The sequence below is a fragment of the Streptomyces sp. M-16 genome, from assembly GCF_052114405.1.
Lineage (GTDB): Bacteria > Actinomycetota > Actinomycetes > Streptomycetales > Streptomycetaceae > Streptomyces.
Map to the genome: position 1 here is coordinate 26,908 of NZ_JBFRER010000045.1, position 26,066 is coordinate 52,973.

The window sequence follows — 26,066 nt, forward strand, 5'->3', positions numbered from 1 at the left end:
AGCCGCACGGCGGCCGGTTGTGGCCCTTGTCAGCGATGTGGGGCGGCGTTAGGTTGTGCGGTTCCTGATGTCTTCAAGGGGGCTCCCATGGGTGTACGGGGCCGGCATCGCCGGTACCAGCCGAGCAGCATCAACCGGGCCTCGCTCGCCGTCACCGCGGGTGGCGCGGGCATCGCGCTCCCGCTCATCGGGGCGGGGGCCGCGCACGCCGCCTCCGTGGACACCTGGAACAAGGTCGCCGAGTGCGAGGCGACCGGCGACTGGAAGATCGACACCGGCAACGGCTACTTCGGCGGCCTCCAGTTCAGCCAGAGCACTTGGCGGGAATTCGGCGGCACCGCCTTCGCCGCACGCGCCGACCTGGCGACCAAGGACCAGCAGATCGCGGTCGCGGAGAAGGTGCTCAGGGGGCAGGGCCCGCAGGCCTGGCCCGTCTGCGGCCCGCAGTCCGGACTCAGCCGCAGCGGTCCGGCGCCCGCCACCGCGGGGCCGGCGTCGCCCAAGCCGGCGCAGTCCCAGGCCAAGACGGACCAGGCCAAGACGGCCCAGGCCGGGTCCGCACAGCCCGAGCCGGCCCGGCCCGAGCCCGCGCGGACGCAGGCGCCGATGGACCGGCTCCAGGCGACCAAGGCCACCACCGGGACGCCCGTCGTCATGCCCCGCCCGACCGGGACCTCCGTCCTGCCGAACCCGTACGTCGTCGCGCCCGGGGACTCGCTCTCCACGATCGCCGTCCAGCAGCACGTCGAGGGCGGCTGGCAGGCCCTCTACGAGACCAACCGGAGCACCGTCGGCGGCAACCCCGACATGATCTTCCCGGGGCAGCGGCTCACGCTCCGGGTGACCACCGCTCCCGTGGCGCCGCCCCCGCAGAACCCGGAGAAGCCGCCGCGCACCGCCGAGCCGGTCAAACCCGTGGAGCCCGCCGGCCAGGCCAAACCGGTGGAGAAGCCGACGGAGAAGCCCGCCGCCAAGCCCACCGAGAAGCCGGCGGAGAAACCTGCCGAGAAGCCCGCCGAGAAGCCGGCGGAGAAACCTGCCGAGAAGCCGGCCGCCAAGCCCTCAGCGGAGCAGAAGCCCGCCTCGGGCGGCTTCACCGCCCCTGTCGACGCCGCCCTCGGAACGGCTTACCACGTCGCGGGGTCCTCCTGGTCCAGCGGCTACCACACGGGCGTCGACTTCCCGGTGCCGACCGGCACCAGCATCAAGGCCGTGGGAGCGGGCACGGTGGAGTCGGCGGGCTGGGCGGGAGCCTACGGGTACCAGGTCGTCATCAAGCACGCCGACGGCCGGTACTCCCAGTACGCCCACCTCTCCGCGCTCGGCGTCAAGGCCGGGCAGCAGGTCTCCGGCGGCCAGCGGATCGGCCGCTCCGGCTCGACCGGCAACACCAGCGGGCCCCACCTGCACTTCGAGATGCGCACCGCCCCCGGCTACGGCTCCGACATCGACCCGCTCAAGTACCTCCGTGGCAAGGGCGTCGGCATCTGACCCCCGCACGTGCGGCGGCACGGCCGTGAGCAGCACCAGGCCCGCCGCCGCCACCACGGCGCTCGCCAGCGCGGCCACGGCGCCCGCGGTGCCGTAGCGGAAGCCCTCGTCGAACAAGGAGATGCCCACCGCCGCGGCCACCGCCGGATTGACGACGGTCACCGTGGCCAGCGGCGCGGTCAGCCCGGCACCCCGGTAGGCGGCCTGCGAGAGCAGCAGGCCGCCGGCCGCCAGTACGGCGATCGCCGCCAGGTCCGGCCACAGCCCGGCCGACGCGCCCGCCTCGAAGCCCTCCGCGACCGACTTCGTGAACACGGAGGCCATCCCGAAGGCCGTACCCGCGGCCGCCGCCAGCAGCACGCTGCGCAGCACCGCCCGGTGCGCCCGCCGGGCCGCCATGATCAGCACCGCCGCGCCGCCCGCCGTCACCGACAGCAGCAGGGTCCGTTCCGTGCCGGCCAGGGCCTCCCGGCCCGCGGCGTCCCCGCCGGTCAGGGCGAGGAGCCCGGCCAGGCCGACGGTGGCCAGGACGGCCCCGCGCCAGGCCGCCGCGCCCGCCCGGCGTCCCACGAAGACGGCCGCCATCGGGAGGGCGAAGACGATGGTCAGCGCACCCAGCGGCTGGACCAGGCTCAGCGGCCCGTACGCGAGCGCCAGTACGTGCAGCAGGGCGCCGAGCCCGTTCAGGGCGACCGCCGCCCACCAGCCGGCCCGGCGCAGCGGTGCGTAGGAGCCGTCCGGCGAGCTCGCCGCGACGTGCTCCTGGACGATCGCACCGCTCGCGTACGCAACGGCGGAGACCAGGCAGAGGAGGACCGACAGGGCCAGGGCGCTCATGCATTCCACGATGCCCCACCCGGGGCTGCTCTTCATCCGCCCACGGGCTCCTTGATCGGCGAGCGAGTCATCCTCCTGGCATACACCGGAAGGAGTACCTACCGGTTTCCGGCGGGGGTCCGTCGCGAACGGGCGCCCCTCCGTGCCCCCCGGCGGCGGCCGTGTCGTGGAGCGTACGGAGCGTCACGAACCCATCCATACCGTGACAGGGGGCTCGCGGTCGGTGAGGCGCACGGATACGGGTTTGGTCCCGGGCGTGTCGGCTCCGTACAGTGGCGGTTTTGGGACCTCCGCAGCAGGCGGACGCGGACGAGCGAACAGGGAACGGCAGCGGCCATGACGGTGACCGAAGACAACCACGCATACGGGCCGGGCATCGACCCCGAGCGGCTGGCCCTCTGCCTCAGCGTGCTCGACGAACTCGACAAGATCGACGTCGACCACCCCGACGCCATCACCGTACGCCGCGCCACCGCCGGCCTCTACCGCACGGTCAAGCAGCGCCGCCGCCAGGAGCGCCGCGCCGCCAAGACCGCCAACGACAGGGCCGTCACCGAGGCGACCGCGACCGGCTCCGCCGAGCGCATCGACGACGAGACCGAGGGCATCCTGCCCTCCTCGGTCACCGAAGCCGGCCGGATCGCCGGAATACTCCAGCGCCCGCGCTCCTGCTACGTCTGCAAGACGCGGTACGTCGAGGTCGACTACTTCTACCACCAGCTCTGCCCGGAGTGCGCCGTCGAGAACCGGACCAGGCGGGAGGCCCGCGCCGATCTGACCGGCAAGCGCGCGCTGCTCACCGGCGGCCGGGCCAAGATCGGCATGTACATCGCCCTGCGGCTGCTGCGCGACGGCGCCCACACCACGATCACCACCCGTTTCCCCAAGGACGCCATCCGCCGCTTCAAGGCGATGGAGGACTCCGCGGACTGGATGCACCGCCTGGAGGTCGTCGGCATCGACCTGCGCGACCCGGCCCAGTCCGTCGCGCTCGCCGAGCAGGTGGCCGCTGCCGGTCCACTGGACATCCTGATCAACAACGCGACGCAGACCGTGCGCCGCCTGCCCACCGCGTACGCCGCGCTGGTCGAGGGCGAGAGCGCCCCGCTGCCGGCCGGCGAGCTCCCCGCCCACCACGTCATCGGCGCCTTCAACTCCGGCGCGGTCGACGGCCTGGCGGCGCTGCCCGTCGGCGTGAGCGGACTGGAGGCGCAGAAAGTCGCCGACCTGGCCCTGGTCGCGGGCAACGCCAGCCTGGAGCGGCACCTCGCCGGCACGGCCATCGACGCGGGCGGCCTGCTGCCCGACGTCGTCGATTCCAACACCTGGGTGCAGACCATCGACCAGATCTCCCCGGTGGAGCTGCTGGAAACCCAGCTGTGCAACTACACCTCGCCGTTCATCCTGATCAGCGCGCTGCGGCCGGCGATGGCCGAGGCTGCCCGGAAGGCGTCCAGCGGGCGTGCGTACGTGGTCAACGTCTCCGCGATGGAAGGCGTCTTCAGCCGCGGCTACAAGGGCGCGGGGCACCCGAACACCAACGCCGCCAAGGCGGCGATGAACATGGTGACGCGGACCAGCGGCCAGGAGATGTTCCAGACCGACCGCATCCTCATGACCTCGGTCGACACCGGCTGGATCACCGACGAGCGCCCGCACTTCGACAAGCTGCGCCTGGCCGAGGAGGGCTTCCACGCGCCCCTCGACCTGGTGGACGGCGCGGCCCGCGTCTACGACCCGGTCGTCCGGGGCGAGGCCGGCGAGGACCTCTTCGGAGTCTTCCTGAAGGACTACGCGCCCGCCAATTGGTAGGACCGCCGCCGCGTTCGCGGCGGTACGGGGTGAGGAGGGGGTGGACGGCACGGGCCGTCGACCCCCTCCTCACCCGTTCGGGCGCATCGCGCCTCAGAGTTGGTAGGCCCCGGCCGCGACGAGTTCGAGCACCGGGCGCCAGTCCTCCATCACCCCGGCGTCCAGCCCCGCCGCCCGGCCCGCACGGGCCGCCTGGCGCAGTGTCTCCGCCTCCGGCTCGGCGCCCGGGGCGGGCGGGCGCAGGAGCCGGGCCACGCGGTCGCCCAGCAGCGGACGGACCGCCTCCGCAGTGCGCCCGTCCGGGTCCGCGGGCGCCCCCGAGCCGCCCTCCCGGGGCAGCAGCCGCCCCAGGCCGTGGAGCAGTCCGGCCACTTGGAGTTCCTTGTCGAACGGATGCGAGCGGCGCAGGAGCGCCGCAGTCTGTAGTCCGAGGTCGCGGTCGGAAGCGTCCGGGGCCTCGTGATGGGCGTGCAGAAGGTCCATCAGCTCGTCGACACTGCCGAACGCGGGTACTCCTGACCTCGCCACCGTGACTCCCTCTGTCGTCGCCGCTCGCGTGCCTCCGCACCCGAGCAGATCAGTCCCGGCGGACACGCCGGTGGGCGACTTCCTGAACTCGGGGAGAAAACAAGCGGTCCAGCGCGGATTTTACCGTTCCATCGAGCGGGCCCCCGCTCATATGTGTACCCTGAAGCGCAAGGAGCCTCACCCGGGCCCCGCTCCACCATGGCGCCACCGCGTCCGGAAGACCTTCTATATCCCTATTCCGGCGCGCGACGAGCCCGCCGGGTTACGCGACACAAGGGAGTGCGCGGTGACTGAGATGACCAAGACCGACCCGACCATGGAGCGCACGGGATGGAGGGCGAGCGCGCGGTCCGACGAACTCGGCAGCCTTGAAGTCTGGGCCCGCTCCGCACCCATCCGGCTGGCCGGCTACGAGGACGACCTGGCGGAACCGCACATCCTGCCCGGCATCGACTAGGGCCGGAGCCCGACGCGCCCCCGCACCCGAGGGTGACGGGGGCGCGCCACGTCGCGGGGCGGCTCCGCGTTTCCGCCGTCCGTGCGGGGTTCCCGTCCGGCCTACGCCGTGAGCGTCATCGCTGCGGGCGATCATCCCTTCCCCCGGCGGGTCCGCCCCGGCAAGGTCGCACCCATGAAGCTACTGATGCTGGGCGGGACCGAATTCGTCGGGCGCGCGATCACCGAAGACGCCCTGGAGCGCGGCTGGGAGGTGACCGTCTTCCACCGGGGGCACCACGCGCCCCCGCCGGGAACCTCCGCCCTCCACGGGGACCGTACGCTCCCCGGCGGCCTGGACTCCCTCGCCGAGGGGGAGTGGGACCTGGTCGTCGACACCTGGGGCGGTGCCCCCACCGCGGTCCGCGACAGCGCCCGCCTGCTGGCCGGCCGGGTCGGCCGGTACGTGTACGTCTCCACCCGTTCGGTCTACGCCTACCCCGCGACCGCGGGTCCCGGCCAGGACGGCCCGCTGGTCGAGGGATCGCCCGACGCGGACTCCGTCGCCTACGCCGAGGACAAGAGGGGCGCCGAGATCGCGGCCGTGGACGCCTTCGGGGAGCGCGCGCTGCTCGTGCGCGCCGGGCTGATCCTCGGTCCGTACGAGAACGTCGGCCGGCTGCCCTGGTGGCTGAACCGGGTCGCGCGCGGCGGCCCCCTCCTCGCCCCCGGACGCCCCGGACTCCCGCTCCAGTACATCGACGTGCGCGACCTCGCGCGCTGGACCCTGGACGCGGCGGAAGCCGGCCACGGCGGCGCCTACGACCTGATCTCCCCGCTCGGCCACGCCACCATGGGCAGCCTCCTGGAGGCCTGCGCCGCCGCCACCGGCGTACCCCTGGAGCCGCACTGGACCGACGAGGCCGTGATCGAGGCGGCCGGGATCCAGCCGTGGACCGAACTGCCCGTCTGGCTCCCGGAGGGCGAAGCCCACGCCCACATGTTCGGCGGCGACGCCACCCGGGCCCTGGAAACGGGCCTGGAGTGCCGCCCCGTCGAGGAGACGGCCGCCGACACCTGGGCCTGGCTCCGCTCCCTCGGCGGTGTCGCCCCCCAGCGTTCCGACCGGCCCGCGCCGGGCATCTCCGCGGAGCGGGAGGCGGACCTACTCGGGCTCTGAGGCGCGGGCTCCGGCGAGCCGGGTCGGCGGCAGGTACTCGCGCACCGGCGTGCGGCGCCACCAGGCGCCGGTCTCGCGGAGCTCCCGCCAGGTGGTGAACCGGTACCGGTAGAGCCGGGCCCGCACGAACCGCGGCGGGGCGTCCGGGAAGGGGTTGTGGCGGATCAGCCGCAGCGTGTCCCGGTCGCCCGCCAGCAGCCGCTCGACGAACGGCCCGAACCAGTCCCGGGCGTAGCCGGGGGACAGGGCCGCGAACCACATCAGCCAGTCCAGCCGCAGGTGGTACGGCGCGAACTGGCGCGGTATCCGCAGCGGATCGCCCGGCTTGCCCTTGAAGCCGTACTCCCGCCAGGCGCCGTCCTCGCGGGGCACCGCGTCGGCGGTCCCCTCGACCACGACCTCGTCGCGGATCCGCCCGACCGTGCCGAACGCCCCGTAGGTGTTGACCAGGTGGAGCGGGTCGAAGGACCGGTTCATCACCTGGCGCGGCGAGATCATGTTGGCCACCGGATGCCGGCTGAGCGCCAGGACCAGCGCCGTCACCGCGCAGACGAGGACGACGTACCAGACCGGGGCCCCGCCCGACGCGGCGGCGGGCGGGGGACCGGCGAGCGCGGTGAAGTCGACGGCCGGCAGCGCGAGCGTGATCGTCAGCCAGTTCAGCCAGGCGAAGTTGCCCGACAGCACCAGCCACAGCTGGGTGGCCACCATGACGCACGCCGCGTACGAGGCCACCGGCTGCGGCGTGAACAGCAGCACCGGGAAGACCAGTTGGGTCACGTGGTTCGCCGCGCACTCCACCCGGTGGACGGGGCGCGGCAGGCGGTGGAAGAACCAGCTGAGCGGCCCGGGCATCGGCTGCGTCTCGTGATGGTGGTAGAGGCAGGTGAGCTTGCGCCAGCAGGCGTCGCCGCGCATCTTGATCAGCCCGGCGCCGAATTCCACCCGGAACAGCACCCACCGCAGCAGCCACAGCACCAGCACGGGCGGCCCGGTCCGGGCGTTGCCGAGGAAGACGGCCAGGAACCCGACCTCCAGCAGCAGGGACTCCCAGCCGAAGGAGTACCAGGTCTGCCCCACGTTGACGATCGACAGGTAGAGCAGCCACAGCACCGTCCACATCCCCATGGCCGCGCCCAGCGGCACGAGGTCGCCCGCGCCCGCGGCCAGCGCCGCCGCGAGGGCCGCCCCGGCCCAGGCGCAGCCGGCGAAGAGTCCGTCGGAGTAGCGCAGTTGGAACAGGCTCGGGGCGTGGCGGAAGGGCACGTAGCGCAGGTAGTCCGGGACGGGCAGCATGCCGCGCGCCCCGATCAGGGCCCGGAACTGCAGGGCGGCCCCGACGAACGCGAAGACGTAGACGCCCGCCAGGGCCCGCTGGAAGACCAGCCGGCCCAGCCAGTATCCGGGCGCCGTGAACCAGTCCATCCCCTCCAGTATCAGGCGCCGGAGGCCAGGGCGCGCAGGTGGCGGCCCAGCCACCGCGCGTAGCCGTGCTGGAGGAGGGGGACCACGGGACCCGCGAGCCGGGTGTACCAGCGGTCCGGGCGGCTGAAGGCGGTGACCGTGAACCACACCGCGCCGTCGGCGTCGATCTCCACGAGGAAGGACTCCTCCCCGCATTCGGGGTGCCCGGGCAGGGTGCCGTACGCGAAGCCGGTGCGGGTGGGCTCGTACGCGGTCCAGATCACCTGGCAGGGGGCGGTGATCCGCAGGGGTCCCAGGCCGATCCCCACCTCCGCGCGCAGACCGGGCCGGACGGCGCCGCCGCCGGGCGTACGGACGCGAACGCCCGAGGCCCGGTGGGCGCGGAAGGTCGTGACCGCGGTCCCGGCGGCTTCGAAGACGGTCCGGCCCTGACCGATCCGGGTGCGGTGGTGCAGGTGGTGGTATCCGGCGGGCAGGGGCCGGCGGGCCGTCGCGCCCCGGTCGGGGTAGTTGACGGTGTCCCGGCCGGCGCTGATGAGGCGGGTCATGGCGTGTTCTCCGTTCGATCGGACATCAGGGGCGGGGTGCGGGCGCCGCCGCGAGGGCGACGGGTGGGGCGGCGGGCGCGGGGGGCGTGGCGGTCAGCCGGCGCCACGCCAGCAGGGAGCACAGGGCGAAACCGAGCGCGTTGCCCAGCCCGTGCGTGGCGGCCATCCAGGTCAGGGTGGGGTGCACGATCCCGGTGGCCTCGCCCGCCGCCCACCACAGGGCGAGCAGCATCGTGACCACGAGGACCGCCGCCGACACGGCCAGCAGCGTCGCGGTGGTCCGCTCCCGCGCGGCGGGCCGCAGGTCCCGCCAGGTCACCAGGGCCACCGCCCACATCCCCGTGGTCAGCACCACCGCGCCCAGCAGTTCGGCCCAGTCGTCGACGAAGTAGCCGAGCAGGACCAGCAGGGTCCCCGCCGGGACGCTGTACGCGGCCCAGCGCGCCCCGCGCCGCGCCCCCGAGGAGCGGCACACCAGGCCGGCGACCAGGGCGGCGGTGAACCCGGCGAAGTGGAAGTGCGGGACGGTCAGCGCCAGGACGTCCAGGTCGAAGCCGAAGAGCCGGTACCCGGCCCGCTCGGCGACCAGGGCGGTCGCGGCGACCGAGGGCGAGACCAGGGCGGTGAGCACGGCCGCCTCGGCCGGGTCCGGCAGCCGCCCGCCCCCGGGCGGGGTCCGGGCGAGCACCTGCCACAGCCGGGCCCCGGCCGTGCGGGCGAGGGCCAGGGCGGCCGCCGCGTAGAGCGCGGCGAGGGCCGTGGCCGCCGGGCCGCGCGGGAGCCACGGGCACAGCGCCCCCGGCACGGCCGCGAGGGGCCACAGCCGGGCCGCGCGGCGCAGCCCGACCGGGTCGATCAGGCGCAGGCCCAGGGGGACGGCGCAGCCCATCCCCAGGGCGACGATCAGGTTCACGAGGACGGTCAAGGCCCCCTCCTTTGAACGCGTTCAACTCACGGTCGTGACCCTACGCTTTTCATTGAACATGTTCAATACGATCTGACGGGCGCTCCGGTTGCGGTGTCGGGAGAGATGCGGCAGACAAGAGAGGAGCAACCGGGGCGAAAAGGGAGAGCAGCGTGAACGACGCGAACGACGTGCCCGCACCGACACACCGTCAGGCGCCGCGCCGTCACGTACCGGCCTGCGCGGCCCTCTTGGCGGTCGTCGGCCTCCTCGCCGCCGGCTGCTCGGGTTCGGGCCCCGAACAGACCAAGGGCGCCGCCGCCGACCGGATGGAGCTCGCCCTCCAGCCCGTCGGCGCCCCCGGCCCCGACCCCTTCACCCCTTCGTCGGCCACCGCCGAGTCGGCGCCCGTCCAGCCGCCGCTGCCCAACGCGAGCGGCCGTGGCATCCGTACGGTCGGCGCCGCCACCCCCGGCCTGTACGGCGGGACGAACCGGCTCGGCAGCTGCGACGTCGAACGCCAGGTCACCCTCCTGACCGCGGACGACGCCAAGTCCCGCGCCTTCGCCGAGGTCGCCGGCGTCGAACGGGAGAAGATCCCCGAATTCCTGCGCGGACTCACCCCGGTGGTCCTGCGCGCGGACACCCGGATCACCAACCACGCCTTCCGCGACGGCCGGGCCGACGGCTACCAGGCCGTCCTCCAGGCCGGCACGGCCGTCCTCGTCGACGCCCACGGCATGCCCCGCGTCCGCTGCGCCTGCGGGAACCCGCTGGCCGCGCCGCTCGGGGCGAAGGGGAGTCCGGTGCTCAAGGGCGACCAGTGGAACGGCTACCAGCCCAACCAGGTCATCGTCATCGAGCCGACGGCCCAGGCGATCAAGAGCCTGGTGATCGTGAACATCGCCGACAACACCTGGATCGAACGCAAGACGGGCGACGACGGCGCCCAGGACAAGGTCCCCCGGGTGCTGCCCCCCTACGATCCGGCCGAGGGCATCCCGAACGGACCCGCGACCCCGCCCGATCCCTCCGACCCCTGCGCCGGCCCGGACCCGAACAGCCTCGCCCGGACCACCCCCCCGAAGACCCCGCCCGCCCCTCCGTCCGCGCCCCCGCCCGGCACCCCTTCCGGGCCGCCGCCCTCCGGGACCTCCGACCTCCAGGGCGGTCCGCCCGCCGGCCCTCCCGGTGAGCCGGCCGCCCCCACCGGCCCGCTCGCCGGGCCCCTGGACGAGCAGGCGCCCCCGCTGGACGAGACGGCGCCCCCGCTGGACCTGCCCGCCGGACCCGTGAACGCCCCGGCGCCCCTCCTCGGCCCGTCGGCCGGGCCCCTGAACGAGACGACGCCGCCGCTGAACGAGACGGCACCCCCCTTGAACGAGACGGCGCCTCCCTTGAACGAAACAGCACCGCCCCTGAACGAAACAGCGCCTCCCTTGAACGAGACGGCGCCGCCGCTGAACGAGATGGCGCCGCCCCTGGACCTGCCCGCCGGCCCCCTCGACGAGACGGCCCCGCCCCTCGGCTCGCCCGCCGGGCCCCCGGGAATGCCCGCCGCCCCCGGGGACCCGGCGGACCCCGCCGCCCCCTCCGCGACCCCGTGCGCCCCCGGCCGGGCCGCCGACAGCGCCCCGGACGCGCCCGCCACCCCGCAGAAGCCCCCCGCCGACGTACCCGCCGACCGGCCCGGCGAAGGCGCCCTCCCGCCGGACCCGTTCCAGGACCTGCCCGCCCAGCCCGTCCGGCCCCCCGCCGACCCCGGGGTGCCCCTCCCCCCGGACGACGTGCAGACGCACGACCCGGCCGTGCCCACCGATCCGGCCGACCCCTTCGGATTCCCGGACCAGCAGCGGACGCCCACCGACTCCGCCCTCAATCTGGAGAGCGCCTGACCGACCCCTGTGTCATGGTGGACCGGTGTCGAGCACCGCATCTCCACCGGAGGACTGGCCCGCACAGCCGGACCGGTCGCTCTCACTGAACCGGATGGGCAGTTTCGACTGGGACCTGGTCACCGGGCTCATGCACCTGGACGCGGCCGCCCTCGACGTCTTCGACACGACCTCCGACGCGTACGACGGGCGGCCCGAGTCACTGGGCCACCGCCTCCCGCCCGCCGAGGGCGCCCGGCTGGACGCCCTCGTCTCCAGTGCCCTCAAGAGCGGGCTCGACAGCTACGGCGCCTACTTCCGCATCCGCTGCCACGACGGCCGGCTCCGCTGGACCCACACCCAGGGGCGCGTCATGCGCGACGACGACGGCCGCCCGTACCGGATCATCGGCATCGTCCGCGACGCGACCGAGGAGCTCAGCCACTCGGCCGAGCGCCTCGGCCTCGACGACGAACGCCGCCGCCAGACCTCCGTGGTCGAGAGCACCACCGCCGCCCTCGCCCACGCCCGCACCGTCAAGGACGTCATCGACGCCCTCGGCGACGCCCACGGTCTGGAACGGCTCGGCTCGATGGGCATGGTCATGGGGCTCGTCGAGGCGGGCCGGATCCACCTGGTGGCGGAAGGCCCGCCCGGGAGCTTCGTCCCCGGCACCCGCTACACGCGCATCGACGAGCAGTACCCGATGAGCGAGGTCGTGCGCTCGCTCCAGCCGCGCTTCCTCGACTCGGCGGACGAGTTCGCCGAGGGCTACCCCGGCCTCTGGTCGCGGATCTCCTCGATGGACATCTCGGCCGCCGCCTACCTGCCGCTCATCGCCCAGGCCCGGCCCATCGGCGCGATCGGCCTCCTCTACCAGGACAAGGACGGCTTCACCCAGGACGAACGCAACCTGCTGGTCGCACTCGGCAGCAGCATCGCCCAGAGCCTCCAGCGCGCGATGCTGCTCGAACAGGAGCACGACCTCGCCGAAGGCCTCCAGCAGGCGATGCTGCCCCGCCGGATCCCCTCCGTCCCCGGAGCGCAGATCGCCGTCCGCTACCGGTCCGCCCGGATGGGCCAGGACATCGGCGGGGACTGGTACGACGTCATCCCGCTGCCGGGAGGCCGCGTCGGCGCCGTCATCGGCGACGTCCAGGGACACGACACCCACGCGGCGGCCGTGATGGGACAACTGCGCATCGTGCTGCGCGCCTACGCCGCCGAAGGGCACTCCCCGGCCACCGTGATGGCCCGCGCCTCGGTCTTCCTGCACGAACTCGACACCGACCGCTTCGCCACCTGCACCTACGCCGAGGCCGACCTGACCACCGGGGTCCTGCAGATCGTGCGCGCCGGCCACATCGACCCGCTGCTGCGCACCCGGGACGGCGACTGCCGCCGGCTGCCGGTGGAGGGCGGGCTGCCGCTCGGGCTGTCCGTCGAGTTCGGCCGCCTGGAGTACCCGGTCACCACGGTGGAACTGGATCCGGGAGAGACGCTCCTGATGTGCACCGACGGACTGGTGGAGCAGCCCGGCGCAGACCTGGACGACGGCATCCGCTTCCTCACCGACCTGGTGCGCGGCGGGCCGGGCGACCTCCAGCTGCTCGCCGACAGGCTGTGCGAGGTCGTCGACGACCGGGGCGACGACGACATGGCCCTGATCCTGCTCCGACGCCGGGGCGAGGACGTCCCGCAGGGCGGCGGCCGGCTCCAGCAGCACGTGGCCCCCGGGGACCCCGAGGCGCTCGTCGCCGCCCGGCACATGATCGGCGCGGCCGTGCGGGCGTGGGGCGCGCGGGGCCGGGCCGACGAGATCGAACTGGTCGCCGACGAACTGATCGTGAACGCCCTGATGCACACGGACGGCCCCGCGATCGTGACCCTGCGCGTCCTGGCCGGCACCCAGCGGCGGCTGCGGGTGGAGGTGGAGGACCGCTCCAGCGCCCTCCCGCGCCGCCGCGAGGCCGGGGACTCGGGAGTCTCGGGGCGGGGCCTGATGCTGATCGACCGGCTGGCGGACGTCTGGGGAGTGGAGCCGCGCGGCAGCGGCAAGTGCGTCTGGTGCGAGTTCGTGGTGGACTGACCCGGGCCGGCCCGGCCCGGCCCATCGGTTCGCGCTCCGCCGCGGGCGGAGGCAGGCTGGGAGGATGCCCGAGCTTCCGGAGGTCGAGGCCCTGCGGGGCTTCCTCGACGAACGCCTCGCCGGGCGGGTGGTGCGACGCGTCCTCCCGCTCGCCGTCAGCGTGCTCAAGACCTACGATCCCCCGCTCAGCGCCCTCGAAGGCCGGCGGGCCGGACCCGTCGCCCGGTACGGCAAGTTCCTCGCCCTCGGTATCGGCGACCTCCACCTGGTCACCCACCTGGCCAGGGCCGGCTGGCTGCGCTGGCACGACACCCTGCCGGCCCGGCCGCCCGGTCCCGGCAAGGGGCCGCTCGCGCTCCGCGTCGAACTGGAGGACGGCGGTGGCTTCGACCTCACCGAGGCGGGCACCCAAAAGCGCCTCGCCGCGTACGTCGTGCGCGACCCCCGCGAGGTCCCGGGCATCGCCCGGCTCGGCCCCGACCCGCTCGCCGAGGGCTTCGACCGGGACTCCTTCGCCGCGCTCCTGGCGGGGGAGCGCCGGCAGATCAAGGGCGTGCTGCGTGACCAGGGCGTCATCGCGGGCATCGGCAACGCCTACAGCGACGAGATCCTGCACGCGGCCCGCGTCTCCCCCTTCAAACTGGCCTCCTCCTTCGACGAGGACCAGGTCACCCACCTCTACGGGGCGGTCGGGGACACGCTCCGCGCGGCCGTCGAGCGGGCGCACGGCGTGGCCGCCGGGCAGCTCAAGGCCGAGAAGAAGAGCGGTCTGCGGGTCCACGGCCGGGCGGGGGAACCGTGCCCGGTGTGCGGGGACACCATCCGCTCGGTGTCCTTCGCCGACTCCTCGCTCCAGTACTGCCCCACCTGCCAGACCGGAGGCAAGCCGCTCGCCGACCGCAGGCTCTCGCGTCTCCTCAAATAGCCCGCCCGCTGCGTAGACTCCGGCACCATGGCTCAGGACCAGCAGCGGCCGCAGCCCCGGCGCGAAATCGTCACGGGGGTTCCCCGGGGCACGCGCCGCAGGCCTCCCGCGCACACCCCGGCGCGCTCGGAGATCTCCGAGCAGACCACCCTGGGCGCCACCTACGTGCGGGCCCTGATGCGCAGCCAGCTCCGCGCCGGGCTGGTGGCCCTGACCCTGCTGGCCCTGCTCCTCGGCCTGCTGCCGCTCGGCTTCCTGCTGCCCCGGACGGTCGCGGGCCCGGTGGTCTGGGTCGCGCTCGGCCTGGTGGCCTACCCGGTGATGTGGCTGATCGCCCGCTGGTACGTGGCCCGGGCGGAGCGCAACGAGGCCGCCTTCACCGGCCTGGTCACCGACCCGGCGGAACCCCCGCCCACGGCCGGCCGGCGGACCGCGCACTGAGCGGTTCCACTCGTTCCACCCGCCGCCGCCACCGGCGGTGCCGGTGTCCGCCGACGCGGGCCGGCCCCGGGGCCTCGGGAGCGGGCTCAGAACAGGTGCATCGCGAGGTGGCCCAGGGGCAGGCCCAGCTGCCAGGCCGGGGTCCAGACGCGGGCGTTCTCGTCCAGGCCCGCCGAGGTGTCGGGGTGTCCGAGGCGGCCCGGGTCGAGGTTCGTGGCGAACAGCTCGGTGCGGTCCAGCCAGCGCCACGCCGCCCGCGCCAGTTCCAGGTCGGGGTCGTCGCCGCGGCCGCGCTCCCGGGCCTCCTCGCCCAGCGCGAGGAACCTGGTGTGGACCCAGTCGCGCCACGGGTGCCCGTACGCCGTCAGCGAGAGCCACTCCTCCAGCTGCGAGACCACCCGGATCCCGGAGAGCTCACCGGCCGCGTCCGAGAGGTAGATCGTCAGCGCGAGCGTGTCCCGTCCGGCACGGAACTCCAGTGTGCTCACCGGGATCAGGCGTCCCGTGCGCAGCAGCTCGTCGGCGATGTACTCCGCGTAGAGCCACGCCATGGGCACTGCCAGTCCGCCGTCACTGGTGCCGTTCAAACCCTCGGGCTGCACCGTTCCACCTTCTCCCGCGCGTTGAGCGTCCCGTCGTCACCCCGAGCCTTCACCGGCGGACTCGCGGAGCGGGGGATGTTTACTCAACTTGAACGGACTGGTGCCGATATCGATGCGGTCCGTGTCCGGTTCGTGTGCCTGGAGGGCGTTCCCTGAGTGTTTCTCCAGCGGCCCCCGAGCGTTCCGGTGTCCCGAGCCCCCGGCTCAGGCGCCCAGTCCGTACCCCTGGAGCCCCTTGCGCAGGGCGCGCAGGGCGTAGTGCGTACGGGATTTGACCGTTCCGGCCGGAATGCCGAGCTCCGCAGCCGCCTCCGCCACGGAGCGGTCCCGGAAGTAGACCTGCAGCAGCACGTCCCGGTGCTCCTGCCCCAGGCTGCCGACCGCCCGCCGGACATCGATCGCGGTGACCGAGCCCGACACCGCGTCCTCGGGCGCGGGCGCCTGCTCCAGCCCGTCGGGGTCCACCTCCTGCGGCCGGGACAGCCGGGCCCGGCGCGCGTCGATCGCCAGCCGGCGCGCGACGGTGAACAGCCAGGGCCGCATGGACTCGTGCCCGGTGTGGAGCACTTCCGGGTGCTGCCAGACCCGTACGAGGGTCTCCTGGACGAGGTCCTCGGCGCGCTGAGCGTCTCCTGCCGTCAGGCCGAGCAGGAAACCGAACAGGGCCCGCCCGTGTTCGCGCTGGAGTTCGGCGAGCGCCTCGGGTTCCGTGCGGTGGAGAGTGGGGGTGGGCGGCACGAGTGGCTCCTTCCGGTCCGCTGGGTTGTCCTCACCCTGACCTGCGCGGAGCCCACCGGGAACCGTCCGGTGACGCCGTTGCGCCCAAGCACCCGGGTCGTCCGGTGGGCGGCCGTGGCGGGCGACGAACGGTCGAACGGCACGGCGAACGGCCCTGGGCCGTAGGGGTGGGAAAGCGTCGCCGGACGGTGCCGGTCCTTGACTTGAGCAGCCTTCTCTTATGGATTTCGGATTATCCGACAGTCCTATGAATGAAGGCTGGGATAGATGACCAAATGCACCCGGCAGGCCGCGGCCCTGCTGTCGGCCCTCCTCCTCTCCGCTGCTGCGGCCGGCTGCTCCACCGGCAAGGAACCCGCCCCCGCGCGCCTCGGCTCCCGGCCCGCCGGAGCCCTGAAGGGCAGCACCGGGCCCACCGCGCCCGGCGGAGCCAAGGGCTTCACCCTGGTCGCGAGCGGCGACGTGCTGCCGCACACCTCGATCATCCACCGTGCGGCGGCCGACGCGGGCGGCGACGGGTACGACTTCCGGCCCATGTTCTCCGGCGTCAAACCGGTGGTCTCGGCGGCCGACCTGGCCCTGTGCCACATGGAGACCATCTACGGCGAGGACGGCGGACCCTTCAGCGGCTACCCCGCCTTCGTCTCCCCGCCCGCGGTGGCCGACGCACTCAAGGACGCGGGCTACGACGGCTGCTCCACCGCCTCGAACCACACCCTCGACGACGGCGCCGACGGGCTGAAGCGCACCCTGGACCGCTTCGACAAGGTCGGCCTCGGCCACGCGGGCTCCGCGCGCACGGCGGCGGAGGCGGCCCGGACCACCTTCTACACCGCGGGCTCGGCCAAGGTCGCGCACCTCGCGTACACCTACGACACCAACGGCTACCCGATGCCCGACGGGCAGCCGTGGGCGGTCAACCTGATGGAGCCCGACAAGATCATCGCCGACGCCCGGCTCGCCCGGAAGGCGGGCGCGGACGTGGTGCTGGTCAGCCTGCACTGGGGCACGGAATGGCAGACCGAACCGGACGGGACGCAGCTCTCGCTCGGCAAGACCCTGACCGCCTCGCAGACCGGCGGCCGCCCCGACGTGGACATGATCCTGGGCACGCACGCCCACATCCCGCAGGCCTACGAGAAGGTCGGCGGCACCTGGATCGTCTACGGGATGGGCGACCAGGTCGCCGGGGAGATGTTCAACTACTCCGGCGCGCGTGACATGCGCGGCAACTACGGCTCCATCGGCCGTTTCACCTTCGCTCCGCCCACCGCGCCCGGCGGGCGCTGGCAGGTCACCAAGGCCGAGTTCATCCCCCAGATGATGGACCTCTCCAGCGGGCGGATCGTCAACCTCCCGGCCGCCCTCGCCGAGGAACCCGGACAGAGCGAGTACGAGACCGCGCAGGAGGCCGTCACCGAGGCCGTCCTGAGCCGGGGCGCGGCCAAGGACGGCCTCACGCGCGCCCGCTGACGCGCCGGCCCGCGGCGGCCGTCCGCGCCGGACGTACCGCCCGCCCCGCCGGCACCGCCCGCACTGGACGTACCGCCCGCGCCCCTCGCACCACCGGCGAGCCGACGCCTTACGGCACCACCGTCACCGGCCACCGTCCCGCCTTGACCAGCCGCACCGCCACCGAGCCGACGATGCGGTGGCCGGCCCGTTCCGACGCGCCGACCACCACCGCGTCCGCCTCCAGTTCCTCGGCGGCGCCCACGAGCCCCTGGTACGGGTCGCCGCGGAAGGTGTGGAACTGCCAGCGGACCTCGAAGATCCCCTTGAGGCGCTCCGCGGAGGCGCGGACCTCGGCGATGATGCCCTCCGCGATCTCCCCGGTCGCCTCTCCCACCGGCGCCCCGACTGAGGCGCCGGCGGCCATCACCGGCTGGACGTAGACCAGCGCCAGCAGCGCGTTCTGCCGCCGGGCCAGCCCCGCCGCGTAGGCCGCGGCCCGGAGCGAGGACTCCGATCCGTCGATCCCGGCGAGGATCACCTTCGGACCGTCCGTACCGCGCTCGAAACCCGTGTTCACATGCTCCGTCACCCTCCCGAGACTATGGGGTTCGGCGAGCGGACCGGCGCTCCCCTCCCTACAGTGCCAAGCATGAGTGCCACGTTGGAGGAGACGCGGGGGACCCGAAACCGCTTCCTGAACCGGGTCCCGGACGCCTTCGGGGCGTTCTTCGGAACGCTCGGGCTGCTCTGCGCGCTGCTGGCGCTCTCCCCGACGCTGCGCAAGCTGCTGCGGGCCGTGGTCGACTTCCTCGACGACTTCGTGGTGCCGGTCAGCGCGAACCTCGCGTACGCCGTCTTCCTCTTCCTCCTGGCCGCCGCCCTCGGCATGCGCAAGAAGATCGCCTGGTGGATCGTCGTCACCTATCTGGCCCTGCTGGTCCTCGTCGACGTACTGATCATCGCGGACGGGGAACTGTGGGTCGGCGGCCCCTCGATGGCCCTCGCCGTCGCGGCCTTCGTGATTTTGATCGCCTCCCGCAAGGAGTTCTACGCCGCCTCCCGCCCCGGCGCCGTCTGGCGGGCCATGCTGGTGCTGGGCCTCGGGATGCTCGCCGCCGTCCTCCTCGGCTGGGGCCTGGTCGCCCTCTTCCCCGGCACCCTGCCCAAGGGGCAGTGGCTGGACTGGGCCGCCAAGCAGGTCTTCGGCGGCCTCTTCTCCGCCCGGCAGTTCGACGGGCATCCGCCCCGCCCGCTGTACTTCCTGCTCGGCCTCTTCGGCGCCCTCGCCCTGCTGAACGCCGCCGCCACCCTCTTCCGCTCCCAGCGGCTGACGGCGGCCCTGCACGGGGACGAGGAGCCGCGCATCCGCGCCCTGCTCGGCGCGTACGGGCGGGCCGACTCCCTCGGCTACTTCGCCACCCGGCGCGACAAGGCCGTCGTCTTCGCCCCGAACGGGAAGGCCGCCGTCACCTACCGCGTCGAGGCCGGTGTCTGCCTCGCCAGCGGTGACCCGGTCGGCGATCCCGCCGCCTGGACCCCCGCCATCGACGCCTGGCTGGCCGTGGCCCGCCGCTACGGCTGGCAGCCCGCCGTCATGGGCGCCTCCGAGGACGGCGCGACCGCGTACGCCCGCTCCGGGCTCAGCGCCCTCCAGCTCGGTGACGAGGCGATCCTGCACGTCGCCCACTTCGACCTCGACGGCCGGGAGATGCGGGTCACCCGGCAGGCCGTCAACCGGGTCCGGCGCACCGGCGCCACCACCCTCATCCGCCGCCACTCGGCCCTCTCCGAGGACGAGATGCAGATCATCGTCGACCGGGCCGACACCTGGCGCGACACCGAGACCGAACGCGGCTTCTCCATGGCCCTGGACCGGCTCGGCGACCCGGCCGACGGCGACTGCCTGCTCGTGGAGGCCTTCGGCTCCGAGGGGGAGCTGATCGCCCTGCTGTCCTTCGTCCCCTGGGGCAAGGACGGCATCTCCCTCGACCTGATGCGCCGCGACCGCGCCGCCCCCAACGGGGTCATGGAGTTCATGGTCGCCGAGCTGTGCGCCGCCGCCCCGGGCCTGGGCGTGCGCCGGATCTCGCTCAACTTCGCCGTCTTCCGCTCCGCCTTCGAGGAGGGCGGCCGGATCGGCGCCGGCCCCGTCCTGAAGATGTGGCGCAAGCTGCTGCTCTTCTTCTCCCGCTGGTGGCAGCTGGAGGCCCTGTACCGCTCCAACGTGAAGTACGGGCCCGAGTGGTTCCCCCGGTTCCTCTGCTACCAGGACGCCGGCTCGCTCGCCCGGGTCAGCCTCGCCTCCGGCATCGCCGAAGGCTTCGTCTCCGTACCGCGCCTGCGCACCCTGTGGGGCAACGGCCACCCCACGAGGGGCCTCACCGCTCCGGCCAACACCTCCGGGCTGCCCTCCATCGACTCCCTGGGCCTGGACCTCGTAGGGCAGGAGGGGGAAGGGGCGCGCGAGGACCGGCTGCCCGACCAGGTGCGCGTCCGGCACGCCAAGCTCGAACGGATCCGGGCCGCGGGCACCGACCCGTACCCGGTCGGCATCCGGCAGCGGACGCACACCGTCGCCGCCCTGAAGGCCGCCCACCCCGGCTACCCGCCCGGCAGCCGCACCGGCGAACAGGTGACCCTCGCCGGACGGGTGATGGTGGTGCGCGACCTCGGCGGGGTGGTCTTCGCCGTACTGCGCGACTGGACCGGCGACACCCAGCTGATGTTCACCCGGGACGAGAGCGGGCCCGACGCCCTGGAGTCCTTCACCTCCCAGGCCGACTTCGGCGACCACGTGGTCGCCAGCGGTGAGGTCGGCTCCAGCCGCGGCGGCGAACTGTCCGTGGTGGTCGGCTCCTGGCAGCTCACCGGCAAGTGCCTGCGCCCGCTCCCCGACAAGCGCAAGGGCCTGGCGGACCCGGAGGCCCGGGTCCGGCGGCGCTACCTCGACCTGGTCGCCAGCCCCGGCGCGCGGGACGTGGTGCGCGCCCGCTCAAGCGCCGTACAGGCCCTGCGCCAGGGGCTGCTGGACCGGGGCTACCTGGAGGTCGAGACCCCGATGCTCCAGCAGATCCACGGCGGGGCCAACGCCCGGCCCTTCCGCACCCACATCAACGCCTACGACCTGGACCTGTACCTGCGCATCGCGCCCGAGCTGTACCTCAAGCGGCTGTGCGTCGGCGGCATGGAGAAGGTCTTCGAGATGGGCCGCACCTTCCGCAACGAAGGGGTCTCCTACAAGCACAACCCCGAGTTCACGATGCTGGAGGCCTACCAGGCCTTCGCCGACTACGACGTGATGCTCGACCTCACCCGCGAGCTCATCCAGGGCGCCGCCACCGCCGCCTTCGGCTCGCCCATCGCCCACAAGGCCGACGCGGACGGCAAGCTCGTCGTCCACGACATCTCCGGCACCTGGCCGGTCAAGACGATGTACGGGGCGATCAGCGAAGCCCTCGGCGATGAGGTCGACGCCGACACCGGGGAGCCGGTCCTGCGCAGGCTGTGCGACCGCGCCGGCGTGCCGCACGGACCGGAGGACACCCGGGGCGACGTGGTCCTGGAGATGTACGAGCGGCTCGTGGAGGAGCGCACGAAACTCCCCACGTTCTACAAGGACTTCCCGACCGAGGTCTCCCCCCTCACCCGCCAGCACCGCAAGGACCCGCGGCTGGCGGAACGCTGGGACCTGGTGGCCTTCGGCACCGAACTGGGCACCGCCTACTCGGAACTGACCGACCCCGTCGAGCAGCGCCGCCGCCTGACCGCCCAGTCCCTGCTCGCGGCGGGCGGCGACCCGGAGGCGATGGAGCTCGACAACGACTTCCTCGACGCACTGGAGTACGCGATGCCGCCCACCGGCGGCCTGGGCATCGGGGTCGACCGGCTGGTCATGTTCCTCACGGGTCTGACGATCCGCGAGACGCTGCCGTTCCCCCTGGTGCGCCGGAGCTGACCGGCGGGGTGGCTGGTCCGAGCGGGTGAGGGGGGCGGGGCGCGTCCGCGCCCCTCGACTTCTTCGGCGATGTCGTTGATACGTAGTAATAATGAAAAATGACGAGCCGACAGTAGGGCGACGCATGCTCCTGCGCACCGCCGTCTTCCTCGGAGTCGCCGCCGCCTCGGCGATGCTCACGGGCGGCGAGACCGACACCCCGGTGCCGCGGTCACCCGCCGGTCCCGCCCCGGCCGCCGGACCGGGCGCGGCGGGCGCGGCCGGCCCGCGCGGACTGGGCGCGGGCCTCCCCGAGAAGTCCTACCGCCTGCGGCCGATGACCGCCGAATCCCCCGTCCGGCCGCCGGCGGCGAAGCCGGCCGTCCGGACCCGGCCCATCCTGGAACTGCCCGTGGAGGAGCGGGCCGGCAGGGCGATGGTCCTCACCTTCRACGACGGCCCGGACCCCCGCTACACCCCGGCCATCCTCGACACCCTCTCCCACCACGGGGTCCGCGCGATGTTCTTCGTGTGCGGGGAGATGGCCACCGACAACCGCGACCTGCTGCGCCGGATGGCCTCCGAGGGGCACGTCATCGGCAACCACACCTGGACGCACCCGCTGATCCCCTCGCTGGGCCGCGGCGCCCTGGAGTCGGAGATCGGGCGCACGAGCGAGGTGGTCCAGAGCTGCTTGGGGGAGGCTCCGGTGTGGTTCCGGGCGCCGTACGGGGCCTGGAACCGGGCCGCCTTCGAGATCGGCGCCGACCTGGGGATGGAGCCCATGGCCTGGACCGTGGACACCCTCGACTGGAAGGAACCCGGTACCGGTGCCATCGTCTCCCGCGCGCTGGACGGAGCCGCGCCCGGGGCGATCGTGCTCAACCACGACGCCGGCGGCAACCGCTCGCAGAGCGTCCAGGCCCTCGCGACGTACCTGCCCCAACTCCTCGCCCGGGGTTACCGCATGACGCTGCCGACGTTGCCGCCCCGCTGAACGGCCACGCCGGCGCCACGTCCCCCCGCCGCCCCGGTCAACCGCCCCGGTCAACCGCCCCGGTCAACTGGGCGGCGGACCGGGCGGCGGACCGGGGGAGGGGGCGGAGGAACGATTCGTCAGCGGGCCTCGACCATGCGGGCGAAGACGACCACGTTGCCGTCGTAGCCCTTGGCCTTCGAGTAGCCGCCACCACAGGTGATCACCCGGAGCTCCGGGTGCCCGGTGTCCCCGTACACGCGGGCTCCGGGGAAGGCGTCCTTGGCGAACACCTCGACCCCGTACACCTCGAACACGGCCGTGCGGCCGTCGTAGCGCTCCACCTCGATGCGGTGGCCCGGCTTGAGCGAGCCCAGGCCGTAGAAGACCGCCGGGCCCTGCGCGTTGTCCACGTGGCCCACGATCACGGCGGAGCCCTGCTGGCCCGGCGAGATGCCGTTGAGGTACCAGCCCGCCAGGTTGCGGTCCTGCGGCGGCGGCGCGTCGATCCAGCCCTGCGCGTCCAGGCCGACCGTCATCACCGGCGCGTCCACGTTGATCGTCGGAATCCGGATGCGCTGCACCGACGAGTGCTCCAGCACCTCCATGTCCGACGGCGGCGCCGGCGGACGCGCCGGCAGCTGGTCGGCGTGCACGGCGACGGCCGCCGCCGCCGTCGGCTGCGGCGGTCCGTCCCCGACGTTCGCGCCGTTCCGCATCATGGCGAGGCCGCTGAGCATGACCAGCGCGAGTACGCCCCAGGGGGAGCGCCTTCTCGGTCTCTGCTCGCTCTCGTCCTCGGACATGGCTCTCCCTTCCCGACGCGGGGGTCCCGACCCGCGTTCCAGTCCCTCCCCGGTACGCCCTTCTTCCCGCACGCTAAGGCCAGGTCGGCGAGACGGCGATCGGGGAGGGGCGAACGGGTGGTGCGGCCGTAAGGGGTGCGCCCATCCAGGTAATCGTCACATAAATGCCTGACGGCTCGTGACCTGCGGATCCGTCAGATGATCGGACCGCGCTTCGGCGTGTCGCTCAACCGGGCGGCCCAAAGACGGAAATGCGCTGGTTGCGTGCCGCCCCGAGGGTTCGTGATGGGAGGCGTTCTCGTCGATCTGCCCGGGCCACCGCTCCCGGGGCGCTTCCCGTTGGAGGTTCCACCATGCGTGCTTTCCGCGCTCTCACCGTGACCGCGGCCGCCTGTGCCGCGATCGGGCTCAGTGCCACGTTCGCCGCCGCGAACCCCCCGCAGGGTAGCGGGAACGGGCCCAGCAACGTGACGGTCAACCCGTACTCCGTACACCAGGGCGCCTCGATGCAGGTCAGCGCGGCCGGCTGTGGCCACGGCGGTACGGTCTGGTCGCACGGCAACTTTCCGCAGACCAACCTGTCGGCCGGCTCCATCGGCTTCGCCACCGTCCGGATCTTCAACCACGCCTCGCCCGGACACCACACCCTCTCGGTCAAGTGCAACGACAACAGCCTGGTCGCCACGCACCGCTTCACGATCCTGGAGGGCAACGGAGCCCAGGGCGGCATCGGCGGCTCCTTCGGCCCGTCCACCGCCGAGACGGCCATCGGCGCGGGCCTCGTCGGGGTCGCGGCGCTCGGCGCGGGCGTGCACGTGATCCGGCGCCGCCGCCCGGCCGGCTCGCGGGCCTGACGTCCGCCGGACCGGTGCGTGCGCCGGACCGGTGCGTGCGCCGGACCGGTACGTCCGCCTGGCCGGTCGGCCGCCGGTCGCCCCGGGTCCCGCTCAGGGCCCGAGGCGACCGGCGGTCGCCGGGCCCGCCGGGCTCTTCGGAAGGGTCAGTGGTGGCGCGCGGTGCCGCGTCGGCGCAGGGCGTACGCCACCCCGCCCGCGGCGGCGAGGAACAGCACGGCTCCCGCGCCGAGTTCCAGGGGATCCTTCCCGGCCACGCTCCCGCCGAGCCCGCCGCGCACTCCGAGCGAGGCGGCGGCGGTGGTGGCACCGCGCGGGGYGGTGGCCTTCGTGGTGCGAGGGGCCGGGGGAACGGCGGTGACGCGCGGGGCGACGGCGGCCGCGGGGCGCGAGGGCGTGGGCGCCGGGGCGGTGGTGGTGCCCGTACTCGGGCTGGGCCGCGGGCCGCTGGTGGAGCTGGTGGTGGGCTTCGACGTGCCCCCGGCGATGACGAGGTCCGCGGAGCCGGTCTCCCCGTTGCAGGTGAAGGAGACGGAGTACAGGGCTCCGCGCCTGGCGTCACGGTCCACCGTGATCCGGGCGGTCTGCCCCCGCGCGATGCTCACGGTGTCGAAAACCCCGGAGGAGGCGGTGGCGTACGCGGCACCGCAGCCGCTGACGGAGAGCACCGCCTGCCCGCCGGGTGCGACCGTCGACGGGGTGATGGCGAAGCCGAAGGAGGTGACGGGCGCCGCCTCGGCCGCGAGGGCGGCGGGCGCGCCGGACGCGCAGAGCGCGAGTGCGGCCCCTGTGGCGCCGGCGCTCAGCAGGGCGATGGCGGAGCTGCGTATCGCGCCCATGGCGGTCCTCCGGTTCCCCGAGGAGCAGTCGCGCAGCGTTTCCGCACGTGGGGAGTCGTGCACCTCGATGTCCGCCACGCTAGGTGCGGGCCGGGTGACCCGCGATCAGGAGCGGGCGAATGGGGCACGGCCGTAGGCCGAACCGGGGACGGGAGCCCCGTCCCCGGTTCGGCCCGGCGGGTGGCCGCGGTGGGCCCGCGCCAGGCCGGCCCGGTGGGCGCGCCTAGTCCTTCAGCCCCAGGTGCGGGAACTGTGCGAAGAAGGGTTCGGCGGTGGCGGCGATCCCCCGGCCGAAGGGGGCGTCGAAGTCCCAGATCAGGAAGAGCAGGAAGGCGATCAGCGCGCTGAACAGGCCCGCCAGCAGCAACTCCCTGAAGGAACGGCGGATCTGGAGGGTGAAGATCAGTCCGACCGTCACCAGGGCCCCGGCGATCAGTCCGAACCAGACCACCCCCGGCATGGTGGCCCCGGCACTCTGGCCGCGTGCGTTGCGGGCGTCGTCGACCGCTCCCACCTGGTCCACCAGGGGCTGGTACGCCTGTCCCTCGTGGTCGGTCTGCGGTTCGTAGTCCGTCACGTCCCGGCGCACGCGTTCGAGCAGTTCGCCGCTCCGGTCGGTGAGGGTGCCGTCGTCGGCCATCCGCTGCCATTCGGTGTCGACCACGTACGTCACGTACGCGTCGACGTCGGCGCGGATCTTCTTGCGCACGGGTTCGGGGTAGACCTGGGCGCGGACGCTGATCTCGTGCAGGGCCTGGGCCTCCTGGCGCACGTACTCCTGGGCGGCCCCGCGGCCCTCCCAGACGCCCGCGATCGCCAGGCCCAGCACGATCGCGTAGATCACCCCGATCATCATCGTCATGTACTCGATGACGTCCGGGGTCTCGTTGGGATCGTCGTCCTCGCCGATCCTGCGGTGCTGGAAGAAGACGATGGCCAGGACCACGGCGCAGGCCGCTGCCATCGCGAGGGACAGGACGAGCCATTCCGACAAGATGACTCCCGTTCGGTGAATCGGCGGATCGCGCTGTGCGGTCGGTTTCGTGCGCGGTCCGGAGGAGGACGGCCTAGCGCGGGCGCAGCGCGACGATCGCGAGCACGGCGGGGGCCGCGGTCATGAGGGTGAAGGTCACCGGCGAGATGTGGTGCTCGGCCGGCTTGCGGACGGTGGACTGGTACGCGGGGCGGGCCACGTGCTTCTTCGGCGCGGGCGACGGCGTCGCGGTGGGGGTGGGCGTCGGCCGGGGGGCCGGCGGGGGCGGTGCGGGGGCCCGGTACACCTGGGGCGGCGGTGGGGGCGGTGCGGGAACGGGTGCGGGGGCCGGCCGGGGTGGCGCGGGCGGTGGCGGGGTCGGCTTCGGCTTCGGTGGTGG

22 protein-coding genes and 2 pseudogenes are annotated in these 26,066 nt (G+C 73.7%); 12 read left to right on the top strand and 12 right to left on the bottom strand.

The genetic code is table 11. The features are described 5' to 3' along the window. Nucleotides 1-87 precede the first annotated feature (87 nt). Complete coding sequence (locus AB4039_RS21110; RefSeq protein WP_442271476.1) at nucleotides 88-1,491, top strand: peptidoglycan DD-metalloendopeptidase family protein; 1,404 nt, start codon at nucleotides 88-90, stop codon at nucleotides 1,489-1,491. A gap of 99 nt (nucleotides 1,492-1,590) precedes the next feature. Here the strand turns inward: AB4039_RS21110 and AB4039_RS21115 are convergent. Further along, nucleotides 1,591-2,364 (bottom strand): annotated as a pseudogene (locus AB4039_RS21115) (DMT family transporter); the annotation flags it as partial. A 300-nt stretch (nucleotides 2,365-2,664) separates the two neighbouring features. Between AB4039_RS21115 and AB4039_RS21120 the strand changes: the two are divergent. Further along, nucleotides 2,665-4,140 (top strand): SDR family NAD(P)-dependent oxidoreductase, encoded by a 1,476-nt coding sequence (locus AB4039_RS21120; protein ID WP_442271477.1) that lies wholly within the window; start codon nucleotides 2,665-2,667, stop codon nucleotides 4,138-4,140. A gap of 93 nt (nucleotides 4,141-4,233) precedes the next feature. Here AB4039_RS21120 and AB4039_RS21125 read toward each other — a convergent pair whose 3' ends face one another. After that, nucleotides 4,234-4,623 carry a hypothetical protein gene (locus AB4039_RS21125; protein WP_442271488.1) on the bottom strand — a complete coding sequence of 130 codons (390 nt, stop codon included), beginning with the start codon at nucleotides 4,621-4,623 and terminating at the stop codon, nucleotides 4,234-4,236. Between the two features lie 331 nt (nucleotides 4,624-4,954). On the opposite strand from AB4039_RS21125, the gene AB4039_RS21130 reads away from it, so the two are divergent. Continuing rightward, a complete protein-coding gene (locus AB4039_RS21130; RefSeq protein ID WP_266845892.1) occupies nucleotides 4,955-5,125 on the top strand; it encodes a hypothetical protein in 171 nt (56 codons plus the stop codon). A gap of 174 nt (nucleotides 5,126-5,299) precedes the next feature. Next, nucleotides 5,300-6,283: an NAD-dependent epimerase/dehydratase family protein gene (locus AB4039_RS21135; RefSeq protein ID WP_266845728.1), complete on the top strand. Its 984-nt coding sequence runs from the start codon at nucleotides 5,300-5,302 to the stop codon at nucleotides 6,281-6,283. Here AB4039_RS21135 and AB4039_RS21140 read toward each other — a convergent pair. Genes AB4039_RS21140 through AB4039_RS21150 form a run of 3 tightly spaced genes read right to left on the bottom strand, consistent with a single transcriptional unit; the run spans nucleotide 6,269 to nucleotide 9,181 of the window. After that, on the bottom strand, nucleotides 6,269-7,708 hold the full coding sequence (locus AB4039_RS21140; RefSeq protein WP_442271478.1) for a lipase maturation factor family protein: 1,440 nt from the start codon (nucleotides 7,706-7,708) through the stop codon (nucleotides 6,269-6,271). The two genes, AB4039_RS21135 and AB4039_RS21140, sit on opposite strands and share 15 nt — an antisense overlap. Before the next feature lie 11 nt (nucleotides 7,709-7,719). Then, nucleotides 7,720-8,256: a DUF1990 domain-containing protein gene (locus AB4039_RS21145; protein ID WP_266845726.1), complete on the bottom strand. Its 537-nt coding sequence runs from the start codon at nucleotides 8,254-8,256 to the stop codon at nucleotides 7,720-7,722. A 25-nt stretch (nucleotides 8,257-8,281) separates the two neighbouring features. Next, nucleotides 8,282-9,181, bottom strand: coding sequence for a YndJ family protein (locus tag AB4039_RS21150; RefSeq protein WP_442271479.1), 900 nt, complete (start codon nucleotides 9,179-9,181; stop codon nucleotides 8,282-8,284). Between the two features lie 152 nt (nucleotides 9,182-9,333). On the opposite strand from AB4039_RS21150, the gene AB4039_RS21155 reads away from it, so the two are divergent. The 4 genes from AB4039_RS21155 (at nucleotide 9,334) to AB4039_RS21170 (ending at nucleotide 14,489) form a co-directional block, all read left to right on the top strand. Next, entirely contained in the window at nucleotides 9,334-11,055 is a 1,722-nt protein-coding gene (locus AB4039_RS21155) for a DUF6777 domain-containing protein (protein WP_442271480.1), read from the top strand. Nucleotides 11,056-11,062: 7 nt separating this feature from the next. Continuing rightward, a complete protein-coding gene (locus AB4039_RS21160) occupies nucleotides 11,063-13,123 on the top strand; it encodes a SpoIIE family protein phosphatase (RefSeq protein WP_442271489.1) in 2,061 nt (686 codons plus the stop codon). A 64-nt stretch (nucleotides 13,124-13,187) separates the two neighbouring features. Beyond that, nucleotides 13,188-14,048: an Fpg/Nei family DNA glycosylase gene (locus AB4039_RS21165; RefSeq protein ID WP_442271481.1), complete on the top strand. Its 861-nt coding sequence runs from the start codon at nucleotides 13,188-13,190 to the stop codon at nucleotides 14,046-14,048. 27 nt (nucleotides 14,049-14,075) lie between these two features. Beyond that, complete coding sequence (locus AB4039_RS21170) at nucleotides 14,076-14,489, top strand: hypothetical protein (protein WP_266845721.1); 414 nt, start codon at nucleotides 14,076-14,078, stop codon at nucleotides 14,487-14,489. A gap of 86 nt (nucleotides 14,490-14,575) precedes the next feature. Here AB4039_RS21170 and AB4039_RS21175 read toward each other — a convergent pair whose 3' ends face one another. Both AB4039_RS21175 and AB4039_RS21180 read right to left on the bottom strand, forming a co-directional pair. Continuing rightward, nucleotides 14,576-15,040, bottom strand: coding sequence for a hypothetical protein (locus AB4039_RS21175; protein WP_266845878.1), 465 nt, complete (start codon nucleotides 15,038-15,040; stop codon nucleotides 14,576-14,578). Between the two features lie 255 nt (nucleotides 15,041-15,295). After that, a complete protein-coding gene (locus tag AB4039_RS21180; protein WP_266845720.1) occupies nucleotides 15,296-15,829 on the bottom strand; it encodes a sigma-70 family RNA polymerase sigma factor in 534 nt (177 codons plus the stop codon). 267 nt (nucleotides 15,830-16,096) lie between these two features. Here AB4039_RS21180 and AB4039_RS21185 point away from each other — a divergent pair, with 267 nt between their 5' ends. After that, a complete protein-coding gene (locus tag AB4039_RS21185) occupies nucleotides 16,097-17,302 on the top strand; it encodes a CapA family protein (protein WP_266845718.1) in 1,206 nt (401 codons plus the stop codon). Between the two features lie 109 nt (nucleotides 17,303-17,411). On the opposite strand, the gene AB4039_RS21190 is transcribed toward AB4039_RS21185, so the two are convergent. After that, entirely contained in the window at nucleotides 17,412-17,873 is a 462-nt protein-coding gene (locus AB4039_RS21190; protein WP_442271482.1) for a universal stress protein, read from the bottom strand. A 60-nt stretch (nucleotides 17,874-17,933) separates the two neighbouring features. Here AB4039_RS21190 and lysX point away from each other — a divergent pair, with 60 nt between their 5' ends. Both lysX and AB4039_RS21200 read left to right on the top strand, forming a co-directional pair. Continuing rightward, a complete protein-coding gene (lysX, locus tag AB4039_RS21195) occupies nucleotides 17,934-21,239 on the top strand; it encodes a bifunctional lysylphosphatidylglycerol synthetase/lysine--tRNA ligase LysX (protein ID WP_442271483.1) in 3,306 nt (1,101 codons plus the stop codon). A 91-nt stretch (nucleotides 21,240-21,330) separates the two neighbouring features. Next, entirely contained in the window at nucleotides 21,331-22,215 is an 885-nt protein-coding gene (locus AB4039_RS21200; RefSeq protein WP_442271484.1) for a polysaccharide deacetylase family protein, read from the top strand. A gap of 119 nt (nucleotides 22,216-22,334) precedes the next feature. Here the strand turns inward: AB4039_RS21200 and AB4039_RS21205 are convergent, their stop codons facing one another. Beyond that, nucleotides 22,335-23,000, bottom strand: a complete 666-nt coding sequence (locus AB4039_RS21205; RefSeq protein WP_266845711.1) for a class F sortase — start codon at nucleotides 22,998-23,000, stop codon at nucleotides 22,335-22,337. 353 nt (nucleotides 23,001-23,353) lie between these two features. On the opposite strand from AB4039_RS21205, the gene AB4039_RS21210 reads away from it, so the two are divergent. Further along, nucleotides 23,354-23,854 (top strand): hypothetical protein, encoded by a 501-nt coding sequence (locus AB4039_RS21210; RefSeq protein ID WP_266845709.1) that lies wholly within the window; start codon nucleotides 23,354-23,356, stop codon nucleotides 23,852-23,854. A 146-nt stretch (nucleotides 23,855-24,000) separates the two neighbouring features. Here AB4039_RS21210 and AB4039_RS21215 read toward each other — a convergent pair whose 3' ends face one another. The 3 genes and pseudogenes from AB4039_RS21215 to AB4039_RS21225 form a co-directional block, all read right to left on the bottom strand. Next, nucleotides 24,001-24,693: a hypothetical protein gene (locus tag AB4039_RS21215; protein WP_442271485.1), complete on the bottom strand. Its 693-nt coding sequence runs from the start codon at nucleotides 24,691-24,693 to the stop codon at nucleotides 24,001-24,003. A 223-nt stretch (nucleotides 24,694-24,916) separates the two neighbouring features. Further along, the gene (locus AB4039_RS21220) at nucleotides 24,917-25,687 is read right to left on the bottom strand and encodes a bestrophin-like domain (RefSeq protein ID WP_442271486.1); all 771 of its coding nucleotides are present in this window, start codon (nucleotides 25,685-25,687) and stop codon (nucleotides 24,917-24,919) included. 73 nt (nucleotides 25,688-25,760) lie between these two features. After that, a pseudogene (locus tag AB4039_RS21225) lies at nucleotides 25,761-26,066 on the bottom strand (hypothetical protein); the annotation flags it as partial.

Coding starts and splice junctions, on each gene's coding strand:
- AB4039_RS21110 (WP_442271476.1), top strand. CDS start 88: ATGGGTGTACGGGGCCGGCATCGCCGGTACCAGCCGAGCAGCATCAAC.
- AB4039_RS21185 (WP_266845718.1), top strand. CDS start 16,097: ATGACCAAATGCACCCGGCAGGCCGCGGCCCTGCTGTCGGCCCTCCTC.
- AB4039_RS21165 (WP_442271481.1), top strand. CDS start 13,188: ATGCCCGAGCTTCCGGAGGTCGAGGCCCTGCGGGGCTTCCTCGACGAA.
- AB4039_RS21145 (WP_266845726.1), bottom strand. CDS start 8,256: ATGACCCGCCTCATCAGCGCCGGCCGGGACACCGTCAACTACCCCGAC.
- AB4039_RS21170 (WP_266845721.1), top strand. CDS start 14,076: ATGGCTCAGGACCAGCAGCGGCCGCAGCCCCGGCGCGAAATCGTCACG.
- lysX (WP_442271483.1), top strand. CDS start 17,934: ATGAGTGCCACGTTGGAGGAGACGCGGGGGACCCGAAACCGCTTCCTG.
- AB4039_RS21175 (WP_266845878.1), bottom strand. CDS start 15,040: ATGGCGTGGCTCTACGCGGAGTACATCGCCGACGAGCTGCTGCGCACG.
- AB4039_RS21140 (WP_442271478.1), bottom strand. CDS start 7,708: ATGGACTGGTTCACGGCGCCCGGATACTGGCTGGGCCGGCTGGTCTTC.
- AB4039_RS21210 (WP_266845709.1), top strand. CDS start 23,354: ATGCGTGCTTTCCGCGCTCTCACCGTGACCGCGGCCGCCTGTGCCGCG.
- AB4039_RS21120 (WP_442271477.1), top strand. CDS start 2,665: ATGACGGTGACCGAAGACAACCACGCATACGGGCCGGGCATCGACCCC.
- AB4039_RS21205 (WP_266845711.1), bottom strand. CDS start 23,000: ATGTCCGAGGACGAGAGCGAGCAGAGACCGAGAAGGCGCTCCCCCTGG.
- AB4039_RS21135 (WP_266845728.1), top strand. CDS start 5,300: ATGAAGCTACTGATGCTGGGCGGGACCGAATTCGTCGGGCGCGCGATC.
- AB4039_RS21125 (WP_442271488.1), bottom strand. CDS start 4,623: ATGGACCTTCTGCACGCCCATCACGAGGCCCCGGACGCTTCCGACCGC.